The following is a 21,614-nucleotide window of genomic DNA, read 5'->3' on the forward strand; positions in this document are numbered from 1 at the left end:
GGGCGGGCCGGGTCGGAGGGGCCGACACCCGCGATCCGGTCGTGAGCCGGGTCGTCTTGCCTGGGCCGTGCTCAGCGGGCACGGCCCAGGGAACAGCCTTGCCCCAAGTGGGGCCGGATGTCCAGTGCGGGGCGGCGTGTCGCGGGCCGCCCCGGCACGGATCAGAGCAGCGGGATCTGGCCTCCGGGAGCGGCGCGGACCCGGCGCAGGTGGCTCCATCGGGGCAGGTCGTCGAGGTAGGACCAGCTCATGCGGTGCTGCGGAGTGGGTCCGTGCTCGGCGAGGTTCGCGCGGTGCACGGGCGAGGGGTAGCCCGCCGCCCTTTCGAAGCCGTAGCCGGGGTGTTCCTCGGCGAGCTCGGCCATGAGGGCGTCGCGCCGCACCTTGGCCAGGATGGCGGCGGCGGCCACGCTCACGCAGGTGAGGTCGCCCTTGACCTGGGTGCGCACGCGCCAGGGTCGACCGATGAAGTCGTGGCGGCCGTCCAGGATCACCGCGTCGGGGCGGGGTTCCAGTGCCTCCAGGGCGCGGCGGGCGGCCCGGTGCAGGGCCTCGGTCATGCCGACCTCGTCGATCTCGGTCGCCTCGGACCACCCGAAGGCGTGGTCGGCGACCCAGGGTTCGATCTGGGCGGCGAGCTCACGGCGCCGCTTCGGGGTCAGGCGTTTGGAGTCGGTGAGTCCGGCCGGGGGCTGGCCCTCTCCGGGGACAGCGGCGCAGACCAGGAGGGGCCCGGCCCAGGCACCTCGGCCCACCTCGTCGACACCGGCCACGACTCGCGCACCCGAGGCTCGGAGTTCGTCCTCGACCTCGAAGGTGGGAGCGGGGATCGGTTCGCTCTGGGGGGAGGAGCTGTTCTTCTGGGGAGTCGTCGTCGGCACGCCACAACCCTAGAGCGGGTGGGTGACCTTCCGGGCCGGTTCGGCCGAGGAACGGAACGGGCGCGGGGAGATCCACCAGGGCGGGCGGCGGTGGTGGGCGCGGGAGAACGTCAGGAAGGCGGGCCGTCCGACGAGCGCCGGGAGCGCGCTGCCGAGGGCGAACCCGGTCTTCTGGGGGGCGGGGCCAGCCCAAGAGCGGCGGCCCGCCCAAGGGGGTTCGGGGTCGACGGCGTGGTTCATCCGCGAACGCGGCCCGGGAACACGGCGACGGGCAGGCCGCTCAGGAGCGGGGCCAGGGCTCCCAGCGGCAGGGGACCGCCAATCCCGTGGGTTTTGTGCGACTCACCGAGAGTGACAAGCAGTCATGGGCCGTGACTTTCGGTAGTTTCCGCTTGTTGGAACCGCCGTGCCGGGCCGCCCGGGAGGAATGGATATGCAGCAGACCAGGCCGAGAACACGGCCCGAACCCCCACCGCGCCTCCCTGCCCGCCCAGCTCCGAAGCGCCGGACCGCACCACCGTTCCTGCGCGGCCGCCTCTACGACGTCATCGCGGCCGGCACCCGCGTGGGTGTGGGCTGGGTGTTCGCGGAGTACGGCCTGGCCCTGCGCGGTGGGGAGGACGTGGTCGCCGAACGCCTCTCCGGAGCCGGGACACCCGCCGCCTCGTTGGTCGCTCCCGTACTCCCCGCGGTGCTCGTCGCCCTCGCGGTGGCCTTCGCCGTGGGTCTGCTCACATGGCTGACCGGCCCGCTCCTGGCCCTGGCCGCCGTCGCCGGGACTTTCGCGGCGACGGCCGCTGACCCCTCCCCGTTCGGCTCCTGGGGAGCGACGGCGCTGGTCACGGCGGTGTGCGTACTCATGGCGGTCGGCGGTGGACGGTGGTCGTGGGACCACCTGGTCCTCTCACCCCGCTCCCGGGTCTCCCACCAGGTCCGACGCCGAACCCCGTCCATCGCGCGCGGGAAAGCCTCCGCCTTTTCGCCCCGTCGCCCCGAACACGCGCCGCCACTGCTCTATCCTGTGGAACAGGCCGCACCGCGTAGGCCGAATCGACTGTGACGCGGCCCGTTCGAGCCCCTCGGCCGCCCATCGGGCCCGCGTCGCCGTGACCCGGATTCGATGGAAGGATCGCCATGTCCGCCTCAGCTTCGGGCCCGAACCCTGATGGGTCCGTGGCCAAGCTGATCGAGATCGCCGAGAAGCCGACGCTGGGCCAGCGACTGATCAGCTGGGCCTCCCGTCCGCCCGGTCGCCTCTACATCCCCGCGTGCGCGGTGGTCGGACTCGTCCTGCTCTTCGAGGACAGCATGCCCGCCGGGCACCTGCCCACCTTCGTCGTCGGACTCGGCGGCGGCCTCCTCCTGGCCGGTATGGGCGCGCTCCGTCTGGGGATCGCGCTCGCGGTCGCCCGACCGATGATCCGCCACTACTGGCTGCGCTGGATCTCCGCCCCGCTCATCGCGTTCGTGGCGCTGAGCCTGGCCGTCGCCGACGTCCCGCTCCAGACTCGTGTGCAGGCCTCCTCCGAACAGCTCCTCGAACTGCGCGACGAGGTGGCCGACCCCACGACCATCCCCCGCAACGGGGAGTGGACCGGCCTGTACGCGCTGCGGAGCGTGTCGGTGACCGGCGACGTCACCCACTACGAGGTGGAGAAGGCCGGGCTCCTCAACCCCGCAGGACTGGCTCACAGCACCGAGGAGATCCCGGTGGGGGTCTTCGTCCCCGGCCAGGGCTCACGGATCTACGAGCACGTCTCCGGTGACTGGTACGTCTGGGTGGACCACTAGGGGGCTGGCCGTCCGCCGGAGCGGACGGCCCCCCGACCACCTCTTTACTCGGCGCTGTCCCGCTCCAACCTGACTCTCACCCTCGACGTGTAGACATGGGTTCGTCCCCCGGGAGACACCCTCACGGTTCTCCCCCACGGCAGTCTCGCTATCCGAGAAGAGGACCCATGCGCGAGTTCGCGCTCACCCTTCACCTGCGTCTGCACGACTCCCTCACCGCGCTGCGCCGCGCCCACGCCGTCGGCGACGACGACCTGGCCACCGCCCAGGCCGGGGAGGTCGAGGACCTCGTGGAGATCGCCGCACGGCACGGAATCGACATCGCCGGGTACGCGGGCCTGACCTCCCACCAGGCGCTGACCCCGGCGAGCTGAGCCCGCACTCCCCCAGTACACAAGCGAGGGCCCCGCCACCCTTCCTGGATTCCAGGAGGGTGGCGGGGCCCCTTCACGTTCCGCCGCGTTCCGTGCCGTCTCCGGCGGGGGTCAGCGTCCCCGACGGCCTCCCTGACCACCTCCGTAGCCCTCACCGCGCTCGAACTGCTGACGCATGGCGGTGTCCTGCTGGCTCTGGTACTCCTCGGACATCTGCTGCTGACGGGCGGCGGCAGCGGCCACCGAACCCTGCACGCCGTCGAGGGCGTCCTGCGCGGCGGAGGCGCCCAGGGAGCGGGAGGACCCGCCACCGTTGTTGAGCACCTGCGGCAGCAACTGGGCCGTGATCAGCGTGGACAGCGCCGAGCCGTCACCGGAGCCGCCCTCGGTCTGGACGACGACCGGCCGCGGGGCCCGCTCGGCCAGCGCCGCGCCGACGTCCAGGCGGCGGCGGGCCAGCTCGTACTCCAGCACCGCCCGGTTGTCCCGGTAGGCCGTGGCCAGACGGTGCTGCGCCTTGGCCTCGTTCTCGGCGGCGACCAGGTCGGCCCGGCCGCGCGTCTCGATCTCGTACCGCACCCGCTGGGCCTCGGTCTCCTGCTCCTCCAGCATCTGCGCCACGTCCTTGCGCGCCTTGTTGAGGGAGGCGTTGACCTCGACGATCTTGGCGTCGCGGGTCTTCTTGGAGCGCTCGATGTCCATGAGCAGGGTGTCGATGCGGCGCTTGCGCGTGAGCTCCCACTCCTGCTCGTAGGCCACCAGCTCCTTGGCGACCCGCTCCCGGGTGGCCAGGTGCTGCTGGTACTGGCTGGGCAGCTGCACGTCCGGGATGTTGCAGCCCGTGATGGTCACGCCGTACTTGTGCAGCTGCGTGTTGAGCAGGCTGCGCATGTCCTCGACGTTGGAGCCGCGCAGGTCGTAGGCGGACTCGGTGTTGACCATGCGGCTGCGCTGGCGGATGGCGTCCTGCACCGCGCTGGACAGCACCAGGTCGAAGTTGCTCGCGCCGATCGAGGTGACGAACCGGTACGGCTCCTCGATCCGGAACTTCAGGAAGAACTCGATCGACTTCAGCGGCACGTTCTCCCGCGTGGGGCAGGCCAGCACTGGGGCCGTGTACGGGATCTCCGTGCGGGTGTCCACCACGAAGTCCACGCGCGACCACGGGTGCCACAGGTAGTGGCGGCCCGGGCCGATGCTCTTGGCGAAGGCGCCGTACTTGGTGAGGATGCCGGTGGTGCCCTCCTCGATCTCGACGATCGAGCCGCGCCACCACCACAGTCCCGCCGCAAGCACGCTGAGCACGCCGACGAACAGGGTCGGCACGGCCAGGGCGCCGTAGGCGAGACCGGCCACACCGCTGCCGAAGGCGACGTTCAGCGACATCATCAGGGCGGAGCTGATCGCGAACAGGCCGAACCAGACCAGGATGGTCCAGCGCAGGCCCCGGTTGTCGCGCGGTATGACCACGGGAACGATCGCGCCCTGGTCGCCGCCGCGCAGCAGACCGGCGAGGTCGCCCCACGAGGCCAGGGACTCCTTGATGTTGGAGCCGCCGCCGGGGTTGAAGGACTCACTCATCTACTGACCTCCCGGGTACTGGCCCTCGGATCCGCCCTGCGACCACGGGGGCGCCGGCGGGTCCTGCGGGTTCTGGAACGGGGCGCCGGAGGGCGGCGGGGAGTCGACCGGGGCCTGACCGGCGGACGGCTCCGGGGCGGCCTCGGAGATGCGCTCGTCGACGGAATCGTCGCTCACCGACTGGCGGATCTCCTCCACCAGGTCCTCGCCCGGGTCCTCCGCGGAGGGACCGCGGCGCTCGTCCGCCTCGTCCTCGACGAGCGCGCTGATCTCCTGCTGGCGCTCGGCGATACGGGCGTTGATCGCGCCCAGACGCTCACGGATCGCGGCCATGTCCTCGTCCGAGAACAGGGCGGCGTCGGTCTGGCCGATGATCTCCTGCGCGATCCGCAGGTAGTCGACGCTGGCTCCGTCGCCCGAACCGATCCGCAGCACCTGCGGCAGGCTGTCGGCGACCGACTCCAGCTTGTCGAGGAGGTTCTCCCGGAACCGGTAGTTGAGGATCTCGGGGGCCTCTGCGGCGCTGACCGCGCGGATGTCCAGGGCCTGGGCCTGGAGGAGCGCGGCGTTCGCGTTGGCCTCGGACTCGGCCTCCACGAAGCGCTGCCGGGCGGTGGCGCGGGCCCGGTTGGTCTCGCGCTCCAGGGCGGTGTCCATCTGCGCCTGGTACTGGGCGATGTCGGCCTGGATCGCGGAGAGCGTCTCGTTGAGGGTGGCGAGCTCCTTGTTCAGGTCGCCCTCGTTCTGCTCCTTGCGCAGCTGGAGCTCGTACTCGAACGTGTACGCGTCCTTGGCCACGCGCACCATCTCCGGCGCCGCCAGGTCCATCCGGTACTCCTGGCTGGAGGGCTCGGCATGGGTGATGTTGGCGCTGGTCAGGACGACGATGCCGCCGAACTGGCGGTTCAGGGAGTCCAGGAGCGCCTGGGTGCTCTCGCCGACCATGTCGTAGATCGCCGAGGCCTCCTGCTCGTAGATGAGGCTGCGGGTGGTCTCGCTGATGGCGTTGTTGAGCTTCTCCTGGAAGCCGGGGACACCACCCAGCGTGTAGACGAAGTCGGTGGCGTTCTCGATCTTGAACTGCACGAAGAGGTCGACCGAGGCCTGTACGCCGCTCTTGGTGGGGGCCGAGCGGATCGGGGCGTTGAACGGGTACTCGCGCGTGGTGTTGACGATGTAGGAGACGCGCTTCCAGGGGTTGAACAGGGTGACCCTGCCCGGCTGGTAGAGGTTCTCCATCTTGCCGAAGCGCGTCACGATGGCCTGGCAGCCCTCCGGCACCATGACCATGCCCTGGCGCCACCACATGAAGGCGGTGACGGCGATGGTGACGAGCCAGTAGTGGACGCCGAAGAAGGGGTTGAGCAGCGGGTTGGCGCCGCTGACCATGGCCGTGGCGGCGGAGGTCGAGAACCCGACGACACCGATGACGAGCAGGGCGATGGCCGGGAGCATCGTCACGAAGGTGCGTCCCCGGGGGATGACCATCGGGCAGATGACATGGACCGGACCTCCCCGGCCGCGCTCGTAGTAGCTGCGGTTGAGGGCCTCACCAGCGTTGCTCAGCGAGGTGGTCTTCTGCTCGATCCGGGTGTCGACGGAGGCGCCCTGCTCCCTCGCCGCGACGAAGTCACGGGGATCGAGACCGCCCTCCGTACTCTGCCCGGACCGCTGACCGGAGTCCTGCCCGGTCATCTGGCCCGCGGCCTGTTGGACTGCGTCGGTCATGGCCTGGCGCGGGTCGCCCCCTTGGGCGACGGCGTCGGCCGCGCCGCGCACCGTTTGCGCGAACGACATAGGCATGCACTTCCTTGTGACGGAACGTCGGGAACTATCGGCTTCGACGTCGCGTACCGCGACCTGGTTCCAGGTCGGGTCGGGTTCGTTTCAGGACAAACCGGTAGTGGTCAGCCTCCAGCTTGGCACGAGGGCCAGCCGAAACCCATGGGTGTGTCCCGAGCGTGACGCGGAATCAGCCGCACGGTGATCCGCGGCCCCCAACGCGTGCCACATGGCGCGGCCCCGGGGGCGGGGCTAGGGTGGTTTTCGAATGCTCTCGCCGGTGGCTGCGGAGCCGCCATCGATGCGAGCGGCCGTTTCCCTGCCGTGCACCGCCACGCAGGCTCCGCGGAGCCGCGCAGCGGGGCCCGCCCGGGGTTGGCGGTGCGAGCTTCGTCGGTGCGGTGAGAGGCAGCCTGGTGGTGACGCGAGGCCACCGCGCCGCCGCAGGCGTCCGTTGAGGGTGGTGGAGGGCGACGAAGAGGGCAAGCACCGCGCCGCAGGCGTCCGTTGAGGGTGGTGGAGGGCGACGGGTGGGCGGAAGGAGCCACAACCCCGCCCCGGCCTCGTCCTGACCGAATCGCACCGAACAGGGAGTTCTCCATGCTCGCAGTACCCAGTGCCGTCCTGACCACCGCCGGTCTGATCGGCGGCTACTCGGTGGCGCGCGCCACCGGAAACCGGCCCCTGGGAGGCGCGGTCCTGGCCGGATTCGGCGCGGCGGCCTTCGAGACCACCCGCCGAAACTCCGGCCTGGGCACCGCCATCGCGCTGACCGGCGTGTACGTGGCCGCCTTCGGCCTGTCGCACCCGCTGGCGAAGAAGGTCGGCTCGTGGCCCGCCGTCCTGGGGGTGACCGCCGCGACCGCCGCCGTGGCCGTGGCCTCCGGCGACCGTTCCGAGGCCTAACGGCCGTGGATGTAGGCCTCCAGCTGGGCCCGGTCGTCCTCCAGACCCCGTAGACGGCTCTTGACGAGGTCGCCGATACTGACGATCCCGGCCAGGCGTCCCTCCGCGGTCACGGGGACGTGCCGGAACCGGCGCACGGTCATGTGTTCACTGACCTCCTCGACGGTGTCGTCGGGGGTGCAGGTGACGACGTCGGAGGTCATGATGTCGGAGACGGGGGCGGACATCAGCTCCGGCCCCCGGCGCTCCAGGTGTCGGACCACGTCGCGCTCGGAGACGATCCCGACGAGGGTGTCGTTCTCGGCGACCACGACGGCACCGACGTTGTGACGGGCGAGTTCGGTGAGCAGTCGGGCGACGGTCGCCTCGGGGGCGACGCTCACCACCTCCGGGCCCTTCGCCCGCAGGATCGCGGCTATCAGCATGGGAACCACCTTCCACTGGCCGTCGCCGGGTGCCGAAGGGGTACCCGATCCCCGCCCCGCCAACCAAAGGTGTGGACCACCCGGGGCGGGCTCCCTCGGGAACCCGCCCCCTCGAGCGTCAGCTGCAGCCGCTGGTGGCGCCACAGCCCTCACAGGCGAAGCAGCTGCCCGCGGGGCGCATCCTGGTCCCGCAGGTGGTGCACAGCGGGGCGTCGGCCATGAACCCCTCGTCGGGAGCCAGCCGTTCGGGGCGCTCCTCCCGCACCGGGGCCTCGGCGGAGGCGGCGGACTGCGCGTACGACTCCACCTGCACGGCCGCCTGGGACGGGTCCTCCCCGTGGACCTGGGCCTCACGCTCCGCGGCGGACAGCACTCCGAGCGCGGTCCGCTCCTCGTAGGGCAGGTGGTCCAGGGCCAGGCGGCGGAAGATGTAGTCCACCACCGACTGCGCCATACGGATGTCGGGGTCGTCCGTCATGCCCGCCGGGTCGAAGCGCATGTTGGTGAACTTCTCCACGTAGGTCTCCAGCGGAACCCCGTACTGGAGGGCGATGGAGACCGCGATGGAGAAGGCGTCCATCACCCCCGCCAGAGTGGAGCCCTGCTTGCCGAGCTTCAGGAACACCTCGCCGAGGCCGCTGTCCGGGTAGGAACCCGCGGTGATGTACCCCTCGGCGCCGCCCACGGAGAACGAGGTGGTCTCGCTCGGCCGCTTCTTGGGCAGCCGCCGCCGCACCGGCTTCGACACGTCCTCCGCCTCCGCACCGGAGGCGGACAACGGCTGGCCCACCTTGCAGTTGTCCCGGTATACCGCCAGGGCCTTGAGCCCCAGGCGCCAGCCCTCGTAGTAGATCCCCTCGAAGTCGGCGACCGTGGCTCCCTCGGGCACGTTCACCGTCTTGGAGATCGCCCCGGACAGGAACGGCTGGGTCGCGGCCATCATGCGCACGTGCCCCATGGGCTCGATGTACCGGCGCCCCATGGCACAGTCGAACACCTCGTAGTGCTCCCGTCGGAGCCCGGGGGCGTCCACCACGTGCCCGTGCTCGGCCACGTGGTCGACGATCGGCTCGATCTGTTCGTCCTGGTAGCCCAGGTTCCGCAGCGCCCGGGGGATCGCCTGGTTCACGATCCGCATGGCTCCGCCGCCGACCAGCTTCTTGTACTTGACCAGCGAGAAGTCAGGTTCGATCCCGGTCGTGTCGCAGTCCATCATGAACCCGATCGTCCCGGTGGGCGCGAGAAGGCTGGCTTGGGCGTTGCGCCAACCGTCGCGTTCACCGACCTCCAGGCACCGCTCCCACTCCTTGGTGGCGGCCGCGTGGACGGGCTCCTCCAGTGCGCCGATGGTGCGCAGGTCGTCGTTGGCGGCCGCGTGCTTGCGCATCACGCGTTCGTGCGCGCTCTGGTTGCGCTCGAATCCGTCGTAGGGGCCGACCACACCGGCCAGTTCGGCGCTTCGGCGGTAGGCGGCCGCGGTCATCAGCGAGGTGACGGCGGCGGCCACGGCCCGTCCGCCCTCGGAGTCATAGGCGTGGCCGGTGGCCATCAGCAGCGCGCCGAGGTTGGCGTACCCGATCCCCAGCTGCCGGTAGGCCCGTGTCGTCTCGCCGATCCTCTCCGTGGGGAAGTCCGCGAAGGTGATGGAGATGTCCATCGCGGTGATCACGAGTTCGGTGAGCCGGGTGAACCCCTCGACGTCGAACGTGTCGTCCTCGCGTAGGAACTTCAGCAGGTTGATCGAGGCCAGGTTGCAGGACGAGTCGTCCAGACTGAGGTACTCACTGCAGGGATTGCTCGCGCTGATGCGGCCGGTCTCGGGGTTGGTGTGCCAGTCCTGGATGGTGCCGTCGTACTGGATGCCCGGGTCCGCGCACTCCCACGCGGCGGCGGCCATGCGGTGGAAGAGCTCCTTGGCGTCGACGGTGGCGATGACCTCGCCCGTGGTGCGGGAGGTCAGGCCGAACCCGGAGCCGGTCTCCACCGCGCGCATGAACGCGTCGGACACGCGGACGGAGTTGTTGGCGTTCTGGTACTGGACGCTGAACATGTCGTCGCCGCCCAGGTCGACGTCGAAGCCCGCGTCCCGGAGCGCGCGGATCTTGAGCTCCTCGCGCGCCTTGGCCCCGACGAACTCCTCGATGTCGGGGTGGTCCACGTCGAGCACCACCATCTTGGCCGCCCGGCGGGTGGCGCCGCCGGACTTGATGGTCCCGGCGGAGGCGTCGGCGCCGCGCATGAAGGAGACCGGCCCCGAGGCGGAGCCCCCGGAGGACAGCAGCTCCCTGCTGGAGCGGATGCGCGACAGGTTCACCCCCGCGCCGGAGCCGCCCTTGAAGATGAGCCCCTCCTCCTTGTACCACTCCAGGATCGACTCCATGGTGTCCTCCACGGAGAGGATGAAGCACGCGGAGACCTGGGCCCTGGAGGTGGTGCCGACGTTGAACCAGACCGGGGAGTTGAAGCTGAAGAGCTGGTGGGCCAGGGCGTACTTGAGTTCGTGGTCGAAGACCTCGGCGTCCTGGTCCGAGGCGAAGTAGCCGTGTTCGCGGCCGGTTCTGGTGTAGACGCCGACGACGCGGTCGATGAGCTGTCTGAGGCTCGACTCGCGCTCGGGAGTGCCGACGGCCCCCCGGAAGTACTTGCTCGTCACGATCTGGGTGGCGTTCACCGACCAGGTGACGGGGAACTCGACGCCGTGCTGCTCGAAGTTGACGGTGCCGTCGCGCCAGTTGGTCATGACGACGTCGCGGAGTTCCCATTCGAGGGTGTCGTACGGATGGACGCCCTCGGTGGTGTTGACCCGGCCGATCGTCAGGCCCTTGCCCCGGCGCCTGGTCGTGCCGTTCGTCCTTCGCGTCATGGCGACCTCTCCCCCGAAGGTCATGCGCGGACCCGGCGGTGACCGCGCGGACGTTCATGTGTGTTCGGGGTGGTGCGGAAGGCACGGTCTCGGCCGGGCTTTCCACCCACCATGCGGCGGTCGCCGGGGTTACCCGGTGGTGTCGACCGCGGGCTCCCCCTCGCGGTCCTCCCGCAGGCTCGCGATCTCGGCCTCGAAGTCGGCGAGGCTCTCGAACCCACGGTAGACGCTCGCGAAGTGCAGGTAGGCGACCTCGTCCAGGTCACGCATGGGACCCAGGATGGCAAGGCCGATCTCGTGGGCGGGCACCTCGGCCACACCCCGGCCGCGGATCTCCTCCTCGACCCGCTGGCCGAGTTTGGCGAGGGCGTCCTCGGAGACGGGGCGGCCCTGGCAGGCGCGGCGCACCCCGGCGATGATCTTGGTGCGGCTGAAGGGTTCGGTGACCCCGGACCGCTTGGCCACCATCAGCAGGACGGTCTCCTGCGTGGTGAAGCGTCGCTCACAGACGGGGCAGGTCCTGCGGCGCCGGATGGCCGCGCCGTCGTCGGTGGACCTGCTGTCGATCACCCTGGTGTCCGGATGACGGCAGAACGGACAGTGCATCCCGGTTCACCTGGCTTTCCTGTACCCGACCAACAACCCTGGAGGTCTACTTAACCACAACTTATTGACCACAGCCCCCATGTCAACACCAGATGTTGTGGTCGAACCTAGGCGCTGGGGCGGACACCCGCAACCCTGCCGACGGCGTGTCCCCAAACCCTGGAACAGGGGCGGCCGAGGAACGGGGTTCGAGGAGGTGGAAACGGGGATGTGCGGCTCCGGGAGCCGAATCCAAGGATAAGGGGGCGCGGGCGCGCGGCTCGACGCCCGCCACACCTCGGCGCCGACCGAATTCCCCCCTCTCCCGCGAGCACGGAGTGGCGGCGGGGCACGGCGAGACGAACCCCATACCGGATCGCACATTCCCCGGACAACGGCCACGGCGCGCGTGTACACACATAAGTCCGGACCCCCGGAAATCGGGGCGCGAAAACACAATGCGAAATCCCCACGCGCCCTCGTCCACACGTTCTCGAACGCTTGTTTGATATCACCGTGTGCAACGACTAAAGTTGACCTTGATTTCACACCGGCTTCGCCGTCCGGTCCGCGTGGCCGATCCGGCCACACACAGGCCCTGACCGAACCGAACACCGAGGAGGCCCGGCCGTGCCGGAGGAGAACCCCGGAGCCGTCGGCTCCGGACCCACCACCGTTCTTTCGCCCGTCGGCGACCCGGGCCCGTCCGGGTCCGACACCCCCAAGCTCACCGCACGTCAGCAGAGTGTCCTCAACTGCATCCAGCGCTACGTCCGGGAACGGGGGTACCCGCCGTCCATCCGGGAGATCGGCGACACGGTCGGCCTGTCCAGCCCCTCCAGCGTGGCGCACCAGCTCAAGGTGCTCCAGCGCAAGGGCTACCTGCACCGGGACCAGAACCGGCCGCGCGCCGTGGAGCTGCGCACCCCGGGCCGCGAGGCCTCCCAGACCCTCACCCAGGAGGAGCTCACCGCCGACTCCACCCGGGCGGCCTCGGTGCCGCTGGTCGGTCGGATCGCCGCCGGTGGCCCGATCCTGGCCGAGGAGGCCGTGGAGGACGTCCTGGCGCTGCCGCGCCAGCTGGTCGGCGAGGGCCGTCTGTTCATGCTCACGGTGGTCGGTGACTCCATGATCGACGCCGCGATCACCGATGGTGACCTGGTGGTGGTCCGTCAGCAGCAGACCGCCGAGAACGGTGACATCGTCGCGGCGATGCTGGACGACGAGGCCACCGTCAAGGTGCTGCGCCGGGAGCCGGACGGGCACGTGTGGCTGATGCCGCGCAACGACGCCTACGACCCCATCCAGGGAGACGAGGCCACCATCCTCGGCAAGGTCGTCACGGTCATGCGCCGGGTCTGAGCCCAGGTCCCCGAGCCGGGGGTGGTGGGCGTGCCGATACGCTGAGGGTGTGTCGACACCTGCCTCCGCCCCCGTGTCCCCTTCCCCGAGCCGACCCCGCGCCGCCCTGGCCTCGGCCCTGGTCGCCGGGGCCCTGCTGGTCTCCGCCTGCGCGCCCAGCGACGGCGACGGGCCCGCGCTGCCCGGTGCGGCCGGGCAGGAGCGCGAGGTCTCCTTCGAGGGTGGCGGGTTCACGGTGCCGGGCACCTTCACCGCTCCCTCCGGCGCCGGTGAGGGCTCCGTCCCGGGGGTGCTCATCGTCTCCGGCAGCGGTCCCACCGACCGGGACGGCAACGGCGCCGCGCGCCCGGAGGCCAACACCAACCTGAACCTCGCCCGGGTGCTGAGCGGTGCGGGTGCCGCTTCGCTGCGCTACGACAAGTTCGGCAGCGCGGACCCGGCGGACATGAGCGAGGCCGAGGAGGAGGCCCTCGACCAGCCGGTCGACCCCCTCGTCTTCGACCGGCAGATGGCCGCCGCCTACACGGAGCTGGTCGCCCAGCCCGAGGTGGACCCCGAGCGCACGGTCATCCTGGGCCACAGTGAGGGTGCCCTGTACGCGCTGCGCGCCCACGAACTCCTCGACGCCGAACCCGCGCTGGTGCTGGCCGCTCCGCCGGGCACCCGCATGCTGGACCTCATCGACCGCCAGGTGTCCGAGCAGATCCGCACCGCCGAGGCCCAGGGCGGCGTCGGCGAGGTGACCGCGGCGCAGATGCTCTCGGACCTGCGGGCGGGCCGGGCCGCCGTGCGCGCGGGCGGGGAGCTGCCCGAGAGCGACGCCACGGGGTTGTTCGACGAGAACAGCGCGGACTACCTGACCTGGATCGACTCCTTCGACCCCGTGGAACTGGCCGAGGGCCTGCCCGGGGACACCCCGGTGCTGGTCCTGTGGGGCGACCAGGACGCCCAGGTGAACGAGGAGGAGGTCGACCGGCTCATGACCGGCCTGGACGGCGCCGAGCGGGTGGACCTGTCGGGGGTCGACCACATCCTGCGCGAGTACGACGACTCCCCCGGGGCCGCCGCCCTCGACGCGGACCGTGCCTTCTCCCCCGACGTCACCCCGGCGCTGGAGGGGTTCCTCGACGGTCTCTGGTAGCCGACCCGGAACGATCCGCTAGTCGTCCGCGGGTGCGGGCAGCTCGTCGACGACGGCGCGGGCGAGGAGCTCGGCCTCCTCGGCGGCGGCCTCACCGTCCATGGAACCGATCGCGTCGTAGTCGGTGGCGGCGGTGTAGCAGGACTCCACGTACAGGTTGGAGACCCGCACACCCACGCATCCCACTTCGAAGGCGCCGTCCTCGACCCACGTGAGCGCCTCGTCCCCCAGGCCCTCCACGGGCTGGGTGTCGTTCTCCCCGGCGGTGGAGCGCAGGGTCTCGGCGGCGGTCTCCACGCCACCCTCGACCGGGGCGGCGACCAGGACGAGGGTGGCGGCGGACGGCACGGAGGCGCCCGCTCCCTCGGGAGTGGCCCAGCGGCACTGCCAGCCCGCCCCGAAGGGGTCCTGGCCGGTGCCGACGGTCTCCTCGATCTCACTCTCGTAGCCGGGCACCGACTCCTCGAGGGTCTCGGTCTCACCGATCCCGCACTCGGGCGCGGCCTCGAACTCGCCCAGTTCCACACTGTCGCGCAGCAGGTACCAGGTGAGCCATGCGGCGAGCGCCAGCACGGCCAGGATCAGGACGACGAGGAGGGTGACGGCCAGTCCCCGGCTCTGCGGCGGGGTGGCTCCGGGGTCCTCCGACTGCGCGAAGGCGGGCGGGGGCCCGGAGTGGGGGGTGCTCACAGGGCCTCTCCCAGCTGTTCGGCGAAGGCGACGACGGTCTCGCTGGCGCGGTCGTAGGACACGGGGTCGTCCTCGTCCATGGCGCTGTAGGAGACGCGGACCAGCAGGTTGTCGCTGTGGAAGGCGAGTTCGGCGGTACCGGGGACCTGGCCGCGCCAGACCTCCGCCTCGGCGCCGGATCCCAGGACCACGGAACGACCGCGAGCCGGGGCCATCGCGGTCTGGGCCCGGGAGGCGGACTCGTCGCCGGTCACGGCCGGTTCGGCGGAGGCGTCGGTGAAGCGCGCGGACAGGTCCACCCGCAGCACACCCTGCTCCTCGGCGTCGAGTCCGGCCGTGGTCCACACGCACTCGGTGCCCTCGCCGCCCGCGAGGGGGCCGCCGTCGTCCGTTTCCAGGACGGCACCGGGCAGCGCCTCGGTGATCGCCTCCTCCGGGACCACGCCGCACGGTGGCGCCGTGGTGTGGGCGTCACCGCCCCGGGGTTGGTCCGGGTCGTTCCCCGTGAACCAGAGACCGCCTCCGACGGCGGCGGCGGAGACCGCCACCGTGCCCGTCACCACGATCGCCGCCCGCACCCAGGGTCTGGGTCCGGAACCCGTCGCAGAGCCCACCCGGCCACCGCCTCCCAATCAGTTGTCACGCCCAAGGTAGAGGGCGGTGGTCGCCAGCGCGACCACCGCCCCGTGCGACGGATCAACCGACGACGATGTTCACCAGCTTGGGCGCGCGGACGATCACCTTGCGCACGGTCTTGTCACCGATGAAGCTCTGGGCCTTCTCCGAGGCCAGGGCCAGGCGCTCCAGCTCGGCGGCGTCGATGTCGGGGGACACCGACAGCTTGTCGCGGACCTTGCTCTGCACCTGCACCACGCAGGTGACGGACTCCTGGACCAGCAGCGCCGGGTCGGCCTCGGGCCAGTTGCCGACGGCCACCGAGCCGCTGTGGCCCAGCTTCTCCCAGCCCTCCTCCGCGACGTAGGGCGCGAACAGGGACAGGGCGACGGCCACGAACTCAGCGGCCTCACGGACGGCCGGGTCGGCGGCGCCGGGACCGGAGTCGATCGCCTTGCGGGCGGCCGAGACCAGCTCCATGCAGCGGGCGATGGCGACGTTGAAGCGCTTGTCCTCGACCAGGGCGGTGATCTGGTCGATGGAGCGGTGCGTGAAGCGCCGCAGATCGGTGTCGCCTGTGGAGAGGTCCGTTCCGGGAGTGCTGCCCGCACCGGCCTCACTCATCACCCGATAGGCGCGGTTGAGGAACTTCTGCGCGGCGACCACGGACACGTCCGCCCAGTCCACGTCCTCCTCGGGCGGGGAGGCGAAGAGCATGGTCAGCCGGACCGCGTCCACACCGTAGGCGTCGATCTCCCTGCCCAGGTCCACGCCGTTGCCCAGCGACTTGGACATCGCCCGGCCCTCGTTGATGACCTGGCCCTGGTTGGTCAGACGGCGGAAGGGCTCGGTGAAGCCGACCATGCCCATGTCGTACAGGACCTTGGTGAAGAAGCGCGCGTACAGCAGGTGCAGCGTCGCGTGCTCCTTGCCGCCGATGTAGTGGTCGACGGGGCCCCACTTGTTCACCTCGTCGGTGTCGAAGGGGGCCGTGTCCAGGTGCGAGGAGATGTAGCGGAGGAAGTACCAGGACGAGTCCACGAAGGTGTCCATGGTGTCGGTGTCGCGCTCGGCCGGACCGCCGCAGGACGGGCAGTCCACGTGCAGCCACTCCTTGGCGGCGGCCAGCGGAGAGATGCCCTTGGGGGCCAGCTCGGCGCCCTGGAGGTCGGGCAGGGTGACCGGCAGCTGCTCGTCGGGGACGGCCACCTCGCCGCAGGAGGGGCAGTGGACGATCGGGATCGGGGTACCCCAGTAGCGCTGGCGGGACAGCAGCCAGTCGCGCAGGCGGAAGTTGACCGTGGCGTCGCCGGTGCCGCGCTCGCTCAGGATGCCGATGATGCGCTCGATGGCGTCGGTCTTGGTCAGGCCGTCGAGGGGGCCGGAGTCGCGCAGGACGCCCTCGCCCGCGGCGGCGACGCCGGTCTCGGCGGGGTCGGCCTCGCCGGTCTCGACCACGACCCGCACGGGCAGGTCGAAGGCGAGGGCGAAGTCGAGGTCGCGCTGGTCGTGGGCGGGCACCGCCATGACGGCGCCGTGGCCGTAGCCGGCCAGTACGTAGTCGGCGGCCCAGACGGGCATGCGCTCGCCGTTGACCGGGTTGACGGCGTAGCGGCCCAGGAACACGCCGGTCTTGGGACGCTCGGTCGTCTGGCGTTCGATGTCGGAGAGCTTGGCGACCTCGGAACGGTAGTCCTCGAAGGCCTCGCGCTGCTCGGGCGCGCACAGCTCCGCGGCCAGGTCGGCGTCGGCTGCCACCACGAAGAAGGTGGCGCCGTAGAGGGTGTCGGGCCGGGTCGTGTAGACGGTGACCGGCTCGTCGCGGCCCTCGATCTCGAAGCGCACGTCGGCGCCGGTGGAGCGGCCGATCCAGTTGCGCTGCATGGCCAGGATCTCGTCCGGCCAGCGGCCGCCGTCCAGCTGGTCCATGTCGTCCAGCAGACGCTGGGCGTAGTCGGTGATCTTGAAGTACCACTGGTTGAGGGCGCGGCGCTCGACGTCGGCTCCGCAGCGCTCACACCTGCCCTGCACGACCTGCTCGTTGGCGAGCACGGTCTGGTCCTGGGGGCACCAGTTGACCAGGCCGTCCTTGCGGTAGGCCAGCCCGCGTTCGAAGAAGCGGGTGAACAGCCACTGGTTCCACTTGTAGTACTCGGGGTCGCTCGTGTGCAGACGGTGCGACCAGTCCAGGGCCAGGCCGTAGCGGCGCATCGAGGAGGCCTGGGTCTCGATGTTGGCGTACGTCCACTTGTAGGGGTGGTCGTTGTTCTTGATGGCCGCGTTCTCGGCGGGCAGGCCGAAGGAGTCCCAGCCGACCGGGTGCAGGACGTTGTCGCCCCGCTGGAAGCGGTAGCGGCCGATCACGTCACCGATGGCGTAGGCCTCCGCGTGGCCCATGTGCAGGTCACCGGAGGGGTAGGAGAACATGTCGACGATGTACGAGCGGGGGCGGGTGTCCCCCGGGTCCGTGTTGGCCTCGAACGGAAGCTCGGCGGCCCAGCGCGCCTGCCACTTGTCCTGGAGGGCGCGGGCGTCGTAGGTGTCGCCCGTCGTCTGGTCGCCGTCTACCGCTGTCATCGCTGAGTGTTCCTTAGCCGGTTCTGGGTGTGTTGCCTTCAGGTTAGCGGCTGCGGTACACGGCCGAAGACCGGTTTACCGCCGTCCGGGACGGGACCCCGAACAGGGCTATTCTCACGGAGGGTGACCAGCGCACCGGTGGTTTTCCGGACCCTGCGCCCCTCCACACCGACCGCCCGGTTTGTTACTCTGCCGTCAAAGTGGCGCAGAACACGCGATCCAGGTCACACCTGGCATTCGTTTCACCTGTCCGGATTCACATGTCTGCGGGAGGCCCCCATGTTCAACCTGTCCGTGCTCCTTGAGGACGGCGCCCGTTCCGCGCCCGAGAAGGAGTGCCTGGTCTTCGGTGACACCCGGCTCAACTACGCGATCACCGACATGATCGCCAACCAGGTGGCCAACCTCCTGGTCTCCAGGGGCGTACGTCCGGGCGACCGTGTCGCGCTGGCCAGCCCCAACCTGCCGTACTTCCCGTTCGTGTACTTCGGCGCGCTCAAGGCGGGGGCCGTGGTCGTCCCGCTGAACGTCCTGCTCACCCCGCGCGAGATCGCCTACCACCTGGAGGACTCGGGCGCCAAGGCGCTCTTCGCCTTCACCGGAACCCCCGACCTCCCGCTCGGGCAGCGTTCCCTCGAGGCGTTCGGCCAGGTGGACGGCTGCGAGATCTTCGTGGACATGCCGGCCACCGCGGGGGCCACCGAGTCCGCCATCGAGGGCGTCGAGACGATCTGGGCGGCCCTGGCCGGACAGCCCGGCACCTTCGAGACCGTGCAGTCCGGGGCCGACGACACGGCCGTCATCATCTACACGAGCGGCACCACCGGCAAGCCCAAGGGCGCCGAGCTGAGCCACAACAACCTGATGATGAACGCGGTGGTCGCCTCCAACCTCGTCAACGCGCACCCCGACGGCCGCGACGTGTCCCTGACCGTCCTCCCCCTGTTCCACATCTTCGGGCAGACGGTGATGCTCAACGCGTCGCTGTACCGCCACGGCACCATGGTCCTCATGCCCCGCTTCGACGGGAACCAGGCACTGGAGCTCATGCAGAAGGAGGGCGTCACCGGGTTCGCCGGTGTGCCCACCATGTACTGGGGTCTGCTCAACGCCGCCCAGCAGGCGGAACCCGGCAAGTACGACCTGGAGGCCATCGCCCGCAACGTGGTCGACGCCGTCTCCGGTGGTTCGGCCCTGCCCGGCCAGCTCGCCGAGGACTTCACCAAGCTCTTCGGGGTGGGGATCAAGGAGGGCTACGGCCTGTCCGAGACCTCCCCGGTGGCCACCTTCAACAACCCCGCCACCGGCGCCAAGACGGGTTCCATCGGCCGCCCGGTGTGGGGTGTGGAGATGAAGCTGATCGACCCCGAGTGGAACGAGGTCGTCAGGGAGGGCGACAAGGAGCCGGTCGGCGAGATCGCGGTCCGCGGGCACCTGGTCATGAAGGGGTACCACGACCGTCCCGAGGTGAACGCCGAGGTCATCAGAGACGGCTGGTTCCGCACAGGCGACATCGCCCGCCGTGACGACGACGGCTTCTACTTCATCATCGACCGGTCCAAGGACATGATCATCCGTGGCGGCTTCAACGTGTACCCCCGTGAGGTCGAGGAGGTCCTGATGACCCACTCGGCGATCAGCCTCGCCGCGGTCGTGGGCGTCCCGCACGAGTCGCACGGCGAGGAGGTCAAGGCGTTCGTGATCCTCAAGGAGGGCGCGGAGGTCTCCGCCGAGGACCTGACCGCGTTCGCCCGCGAGAGGCTGGCCGCGTACAAGTACCCGCGCCAGATCGAGTTCCGCTCGGAGCTGCCGATGACCTCCACCGGCAAGATCCTCAAACGCGAACTGCGCGACGCCGGGTGAGTGTCGGGGTGGGGGAGGCCGGGCGTCCGGTCTCCCCCACCGCCTCTCGGCCACGGGACGAGAGGCCCCCGTCAGGCGTGCGGAGTCCAGTGGGCGACCAACCGTCCCACCCCGTGTTCCACGTTCCTCCACGAACCCGAGAAGGTCAGCACCGCGATCGAGGAGGTCGGGAACCCGGACCGGTTCATCCGGGGCAGCAGGTCGCCCTCGGCCTCCCCGGCCAGCGCGTCGGCCAGGCCGTGCACGCCGGGGTTGTGGCCGACCACGACCAGGTCCGCGACCTCGCGGCTACCCCTTGACGGCTCCCTGGACGAGCCCGGAGACCATCCAGCGCTGTACGAGGACGAAGAACACCATCACCGGGATGGTGATGATCGTGGAGGCCGCCATGACGTGACCCCAGTCGTTGGCGTACTGCCCGAAGAACTGACGCAGACCCACGGCCACCGTGTAGTTCGAGCTCTGCGTCATGAAGGTGAACGCCAGCACGAACTCGTTCCAGGCGACGATGAAGGAGAAGATCGCCGTGGCCACCAGGCCGGGGGCCACCAGGGGGAACAGCACCTTCCAGAACATCTGGGGCCAGGTGGCGCCGTCGATGTAGGCGGCCTCCTCGACCTCCTTGGGGACCGCCGCGACGAAGCCGCGCATCATCCAGACCGCCAGGGGCAGTGACAGCGCCACGTAGACGATGCTCAGTCCGATCACCGTGTTGAGCATCTGGAGGTCGCGCACCTGGATGAACAGTGGGATGACCAGCGCCTCCAGGGGCACCATCTGCACGATGAGGATCATCACGAGCACGGCGGTACGGAACCGGAAGCGGAAGCGCGCCACCGCCACGGCCGCGAGCATCGACAGCACGCACGCGAAGGCGACGGTGATTCCGGCGACGGTCAGCGAGTTGCGCAGGAAGGTGCCGAAGTTGCCCTCGGTCATGACGTAGACGAAGTTGTCGAGCGTGAACGAGGTGGGCAGCAGCGCCCCGGTCCCGGAGGTCGAGCTGTCCGAGAACGCGCTCATCAGCATGAAGTACACGGGGAACAGGGTGAAGAACAGCAGCACGCTCACCCCGGCGGCCTTGCCGACCACGCGCCAGAGGCGAAGCGCTCCGCCCCGGCGCCTGGAGGCCCGTACCCGCGCCTCCCACTCGCCGGAGGGCGTGTCAGCGGTGTGCGTGTCCATCGGACCTCCTCGTGGGGGCGGGGTGCTGACGGCGTGCGGTGAGGGTCATCTGATCTCGTCCTCCCGGAACAGCGCGCGCAGGTAGACGACCGTGATCCCCAGCAGGAGCAGCGTGAGCAGGGCCGCGATGGCCGAGCCCATGCCGAAGTCGTTCTGTCCGAAGGAGCGCACGTACGCCCACACGCCCAGGTTGAGCATCTGGGAGCCGCCGACGTCGCCGCCGGGCATCAGGTAGATCTGCGCGAACACCTTGAAGTCCCAGATGGTGGAGAGCACCGTCACCACGGCGAACACCGGGCGCAGCGTCGGGAACGTGACGTGCCAGAAGCGCTTCCACGCACCGGCTCCGTCGATCCGGGCCGCCTCGTGCAGTTCCTTGGGGACCGTGAGCAGTCCGGCCAGGACCGTGACGGCGACGAACGGGAAGCCGCTGTGCACGATGTTGAGCGTCACGATCGCGTAGAACCAGAAGCGGTCGGCGAACCAGTTGTATCCGGAGGGCTCGATCAGGCCCAGGGATTTCAGTGCCTGCGCCACGACCCCCTGGTCCACGTCGAAGATCCAGATCCACACGTAGGTGCCGCTGACGGCGGGCATGGCCCAGGCCACCATCACACAGGAGACCACGATGACCCGTGTGAGGGGCTTCAGGTTGGCCAGCAGCAGGGCGACGAGCGTGCCCAGGACCACCGTCGTGACCACGGCGACCACTGCGAACACGACCGTGTTGACCAGGACGACGCGCCACAGGTACGGGTCGGTGAGCAGCGTGACGAAGTTGCCCAGACCGACGAAGTCCGACTCCCCCGAGACCAGGTTGCGCAGCTTGAAGTCCCGGAAGGACAGCCACACGATCCGGCCGATGGGGAACAGCAACAGGACGCCGATGACCCCGAGCGGGGGTACCAGGAGCGCCCAGGGCAGGAGGGCGCGCCGCCCCCGCATTCCCAGGAGCGGCGCGCGTCGGCCGCCCCTGGGCGGCCGGACCGGTGT

The 21,614-nt window shown here is 70.2% G+C and carries 20 protein-coding genes; 7 read left to right on the plus strand and 13 right to left on the minus strand.

Translation table 11 applies throughout. The features are described from left to right. Window positions 1-161 precede the first annotated feature (161 nt). Both ADX84_RS00775 and ADX84_RS00780 read right to left on the minus strand, forming a co-directional pair. Entirely contained in the window at window positions 162-881 is a 720-nt protein-coding gene (locus ADX84_RS00775) for a ribonuclease HII (RefSeq protein ID WP_049565758.1), read from the minus strand. Between the two features lie 9 nt (window positions 882-890). Then, entirely contained in the window at window positions 891-1,121 is a 231-nt protein-coding gene (locus tag ADX84_RS00780) for a hypothetical protein (protein ID WP_049565761.1), read from the minus strand. Between the two features lie 193 nt (window positions 1,122-1,314). On the opposite strand from ADX84_RS00780, the gene ADX84_RS00785 reads away from it, so the two are divergent. From ADX84_RS00785 to ADX84_RS00795, 3 genes are all read left to right on the plus strand, one after another. Further along, window positions 1,315-1,941 (plus strand): DoxX family protein, encoded by a 627-nt coding sequence (locus ADX84_RS00785; protein WP_049565763.1) that lies wholly within the window; start codon window positions 1,315-1,317, stop codon window positions 1,939-1,941. Window positions 1,942-2,015: 74 nt separating this feature from the next. Beyond that, window positions 2,016-2,672 (plus strand): hypothetical protein, encoded by a 657-nt coding sequence (locus tag ADX84_RS00790; RefSeq protein WP_049565766.1) that lies wholly within the window; start codon window positions 2,016-2,018, stop codon window positions 2,670-2,672. Between the two features lie 167 nt (window positions 2,673-2,839). Further along, window positions 2,840-3,046, plus strand: coding sequence for a hypothetical protein (locus ADX84_RS00795; protein WP_049565769.1), 207 nt, complete (start codon window positions 2,840-2,842; stop codon window positions 3,044-3,046). Between the two features lie 111 nt (window positions 3,047-3,157). Here ADX84_RS00795 and ADX84_RS00800 read toward each other — a convergent pair whose 3' ends face one another. Then, window positions 3,158-4,627: an SPFH domain-containing protein gene (locus tag ADX84_RS00800; protein ID WP_049565771.1), complete on the minus strand. Its 1,470-nt coding sequence runs from the start codon at window positions 4,625-4,627 to the stop codon at window positions 3,158-3,160. After that, window positions 4,628-6,424, minus strand: a complete 1,797-nt coding sequence (locus ADX84_RS00805) for an SPFH domain-containing protein (protein WP_049565774.1) — start codon at window positions 6,422-6,424, stop codon at window positions 4,628-4,630. It abuts the gene before it with no gap. A 585-nt stretch (window positions 6,425-7,009) separates the two neighbouring features. Between ADX84_RS00805 and ADX84_RS00810 the strand changes: the two genes are divergently transcribed. Next, window positions 7,010-7,315: a hypothetical protein gene (locus ADX84_RS00810; RefSeq protein WP_049565776.1), complete on the plus strand. Its 306-nt coding sequence runs from the start codon at window positions 7,010-7,012 to the stop codon at window positions 7,313-7,315. Here the strand turns inward: ADX84_RS00810 and ADX84_RS00815 are convergent. The 3 genes from ADX84_RS00815 to nrdR form a co-directional block, all read right to left on the minus strand. Further along, window positions 7,312-7,740: a CBS domain-containing protein gene (locus ADX84_RS00815; RefSeq protein ID WP_049565779.1), complete on the minus strand. Its 429-nt coding sequence runs from the start codon at window positions 7,738-7,740 to the stop codon at window positions 7,312-7,314. The two genes, ADX84_RS00810 and ADX84_RS00815, sit on opposite strands and share 4 nt — an antisense overlap. 118 nt (window positions 7,741-7,858) lie before the next feature. Then, complete coding sequence (locus ADX84_RS00820; protein WP_049566038.1) at window positions 7,859-10,603, minus strand: vitamin B12-dependent ribonucleotide reductase; 2,745 nt, start codon at window positions 10,601-10,603, stop codon at window positions 7,859-7,861. Window positions 10,604-10,732: 129 nt separating this feature from the next. Next, entirely contained in the window at window positions 10,733-11,209 is a 477-nt protein-coding gene (gene nrdR, locus ADX84_RS00825; protein WP_049565783.1) for a transcriptional regulator NrdR, read from the minus strand. 609 nt (window positions 11,210-11,818) lie between these two features. Between nrdR and lexA the strand changes: the two genes are divergently transcribed. Together lexA and ADX84_RS00835 are read left to right on the plus strand one after the other, a co-directional pair. After that, window positions 11,819-12,550 carry a transcriptional repressor LexA gene (gene lexA, locus ADX84_RS00830; protein WP_049565786.1) on the plus strand — a complete coding sequence of 244 codons (732 nt, stop codon included), beginning with the start codon at window positions 11,819-11,821 and terminating at the stop codon, window positions 12,548-12,550. A 49-nt stretch (window positions 12,551-12,599) separates the two neighbouring features. After that, on the plus strand, window positions 12,600-13,691 hold the full coding sequence (locus ADX84_RS00835; protein WP_049565788.1) for an alpha/beta fold hydrolase: 1,092 nt from the start codon (window positions 12,600-12,602) through the stop codon (window positions 13,689-13,691). An 18-nt stretch (window positions 13,692-13,709) separates the two neighbouring features. Here the strand turns inward: ADX84_RS00835 and ADX84_RS00840 are convergent, their stop codons facing one another. From ADX84_RS00840 to leuS, 3 genes are all read right to left on the minus strand, one after another. After that, the gene (locus tag ADX84_RS00840) at window positions 13,710-14,381 is read right to left on the minus strand and encodes a hypothetical protein (protein WP_082206227.1); all 672 of its coding nucleotides are present in this window, start codon (window positions 14,379-14,381) and stop codon (window positions 13,710-13,712) included. Then, entirely contained in the window at window positions 14,378-14,995 is a 618-nt protein-coding gene (locus ADX84_RS00845; RefSeq protein WP_369801035.1) for a hypothetical protein, read from the minus strand. The genes ADX84_RS00840 and ADX84_RS00845 overlap by 4 nt, the downstream gene beginning before the upstream one ends. An 82-nt stretch (window positions 14,996-15,077) precedes the next feature. Further along, window positions 15,078-17,573 carry a leucine--tRNA ligase gene (gene leuS / locus ADX84_RS00850; RefSeq protein ID WP_049565794.1) on the minus strand — a complete coding sequence of 832 codons (2,496 nt, stop codon included), beginning with the start codon at window positions 17,571-17,573 and terminating at the stop codon, window positions 15,078-15,080. 279 nt (window positions 17,574-17,852) lie between these two features. Here leuS and ADX84_RS00855 point away from each other — a divergent pair, with 279 nt between their 5' ends. Beyond that, complete coding sequence (locus ADX84_RS00855) at window positions 17,853-19,436, plus strand: long-chain fatty acid--CoA ligase (RefSeq protein WP_049565796.1); 1,584 nt, start codon at window positions 17,853-17,855, stop codon at window positions 19,434-19,436. Between the two features lie 71 nt (window positions 19,437-19,507). Here the strand turns inward: ADX84_RS00855 and ADX84_RS00860 are convergent, their stop codons facing one another. The 3 genes from ADX84_RS00860 to ADX84_RS00870 are packed head-to-tail and all read right to left on the minus strand — an operon-like array spanning window position 19,508 to window position 21,566. After that, on the minus strand, window positions 19,508-19,702 hold the full coding sequence (locus ADX84_RS00860) for a hypothetical protein (protein WP_234003809.1): 195 nt from the start codon (window positions 19,700-19,702) through the stop codon (window positions 19,508-19,510). 22 nt (window positions 19,703-19,724) lie between these two features. Then, complete coding sequence (locus ADX84_RS00865; protein WP_049565799.1) at window positions 19,725-20,621, minus strand: carbohydrate ABC transporter permease; 897 nt, start codon at window positions 20,619-20,621, stop codon at window positions 19,725-19,727. A 45-nt stretch (window positions 20,622-20,666) separates the two neighbouring features. Beyond that, the gene (locus ADX84_RS00870) at window positions 20,667-21,566 is read right to left on the minus strand and encodes a carbohydrate ABC transporter permease (protein ID WP_049565803.1); all 900 of its coding nucleotides are present in this window, start codon (window positions 21,564-21,566) and stop codon (window positions 20,667-20,669) included. Between the last annotated feature and the right edge of the window lie 48 nt (window positions 21,567-21,614).

Source organism: Nocardiopsis sp. SBT366 (assembly GCF_001083815.1).
In the GTDB taxonomy this organism is placed as follows: Bacteria; Actinomycetota; Actinomycetes; order Streptosporangiales; family Streptosporangiaceae; genus Nocardiopsis; species Nocardiopsis prasina.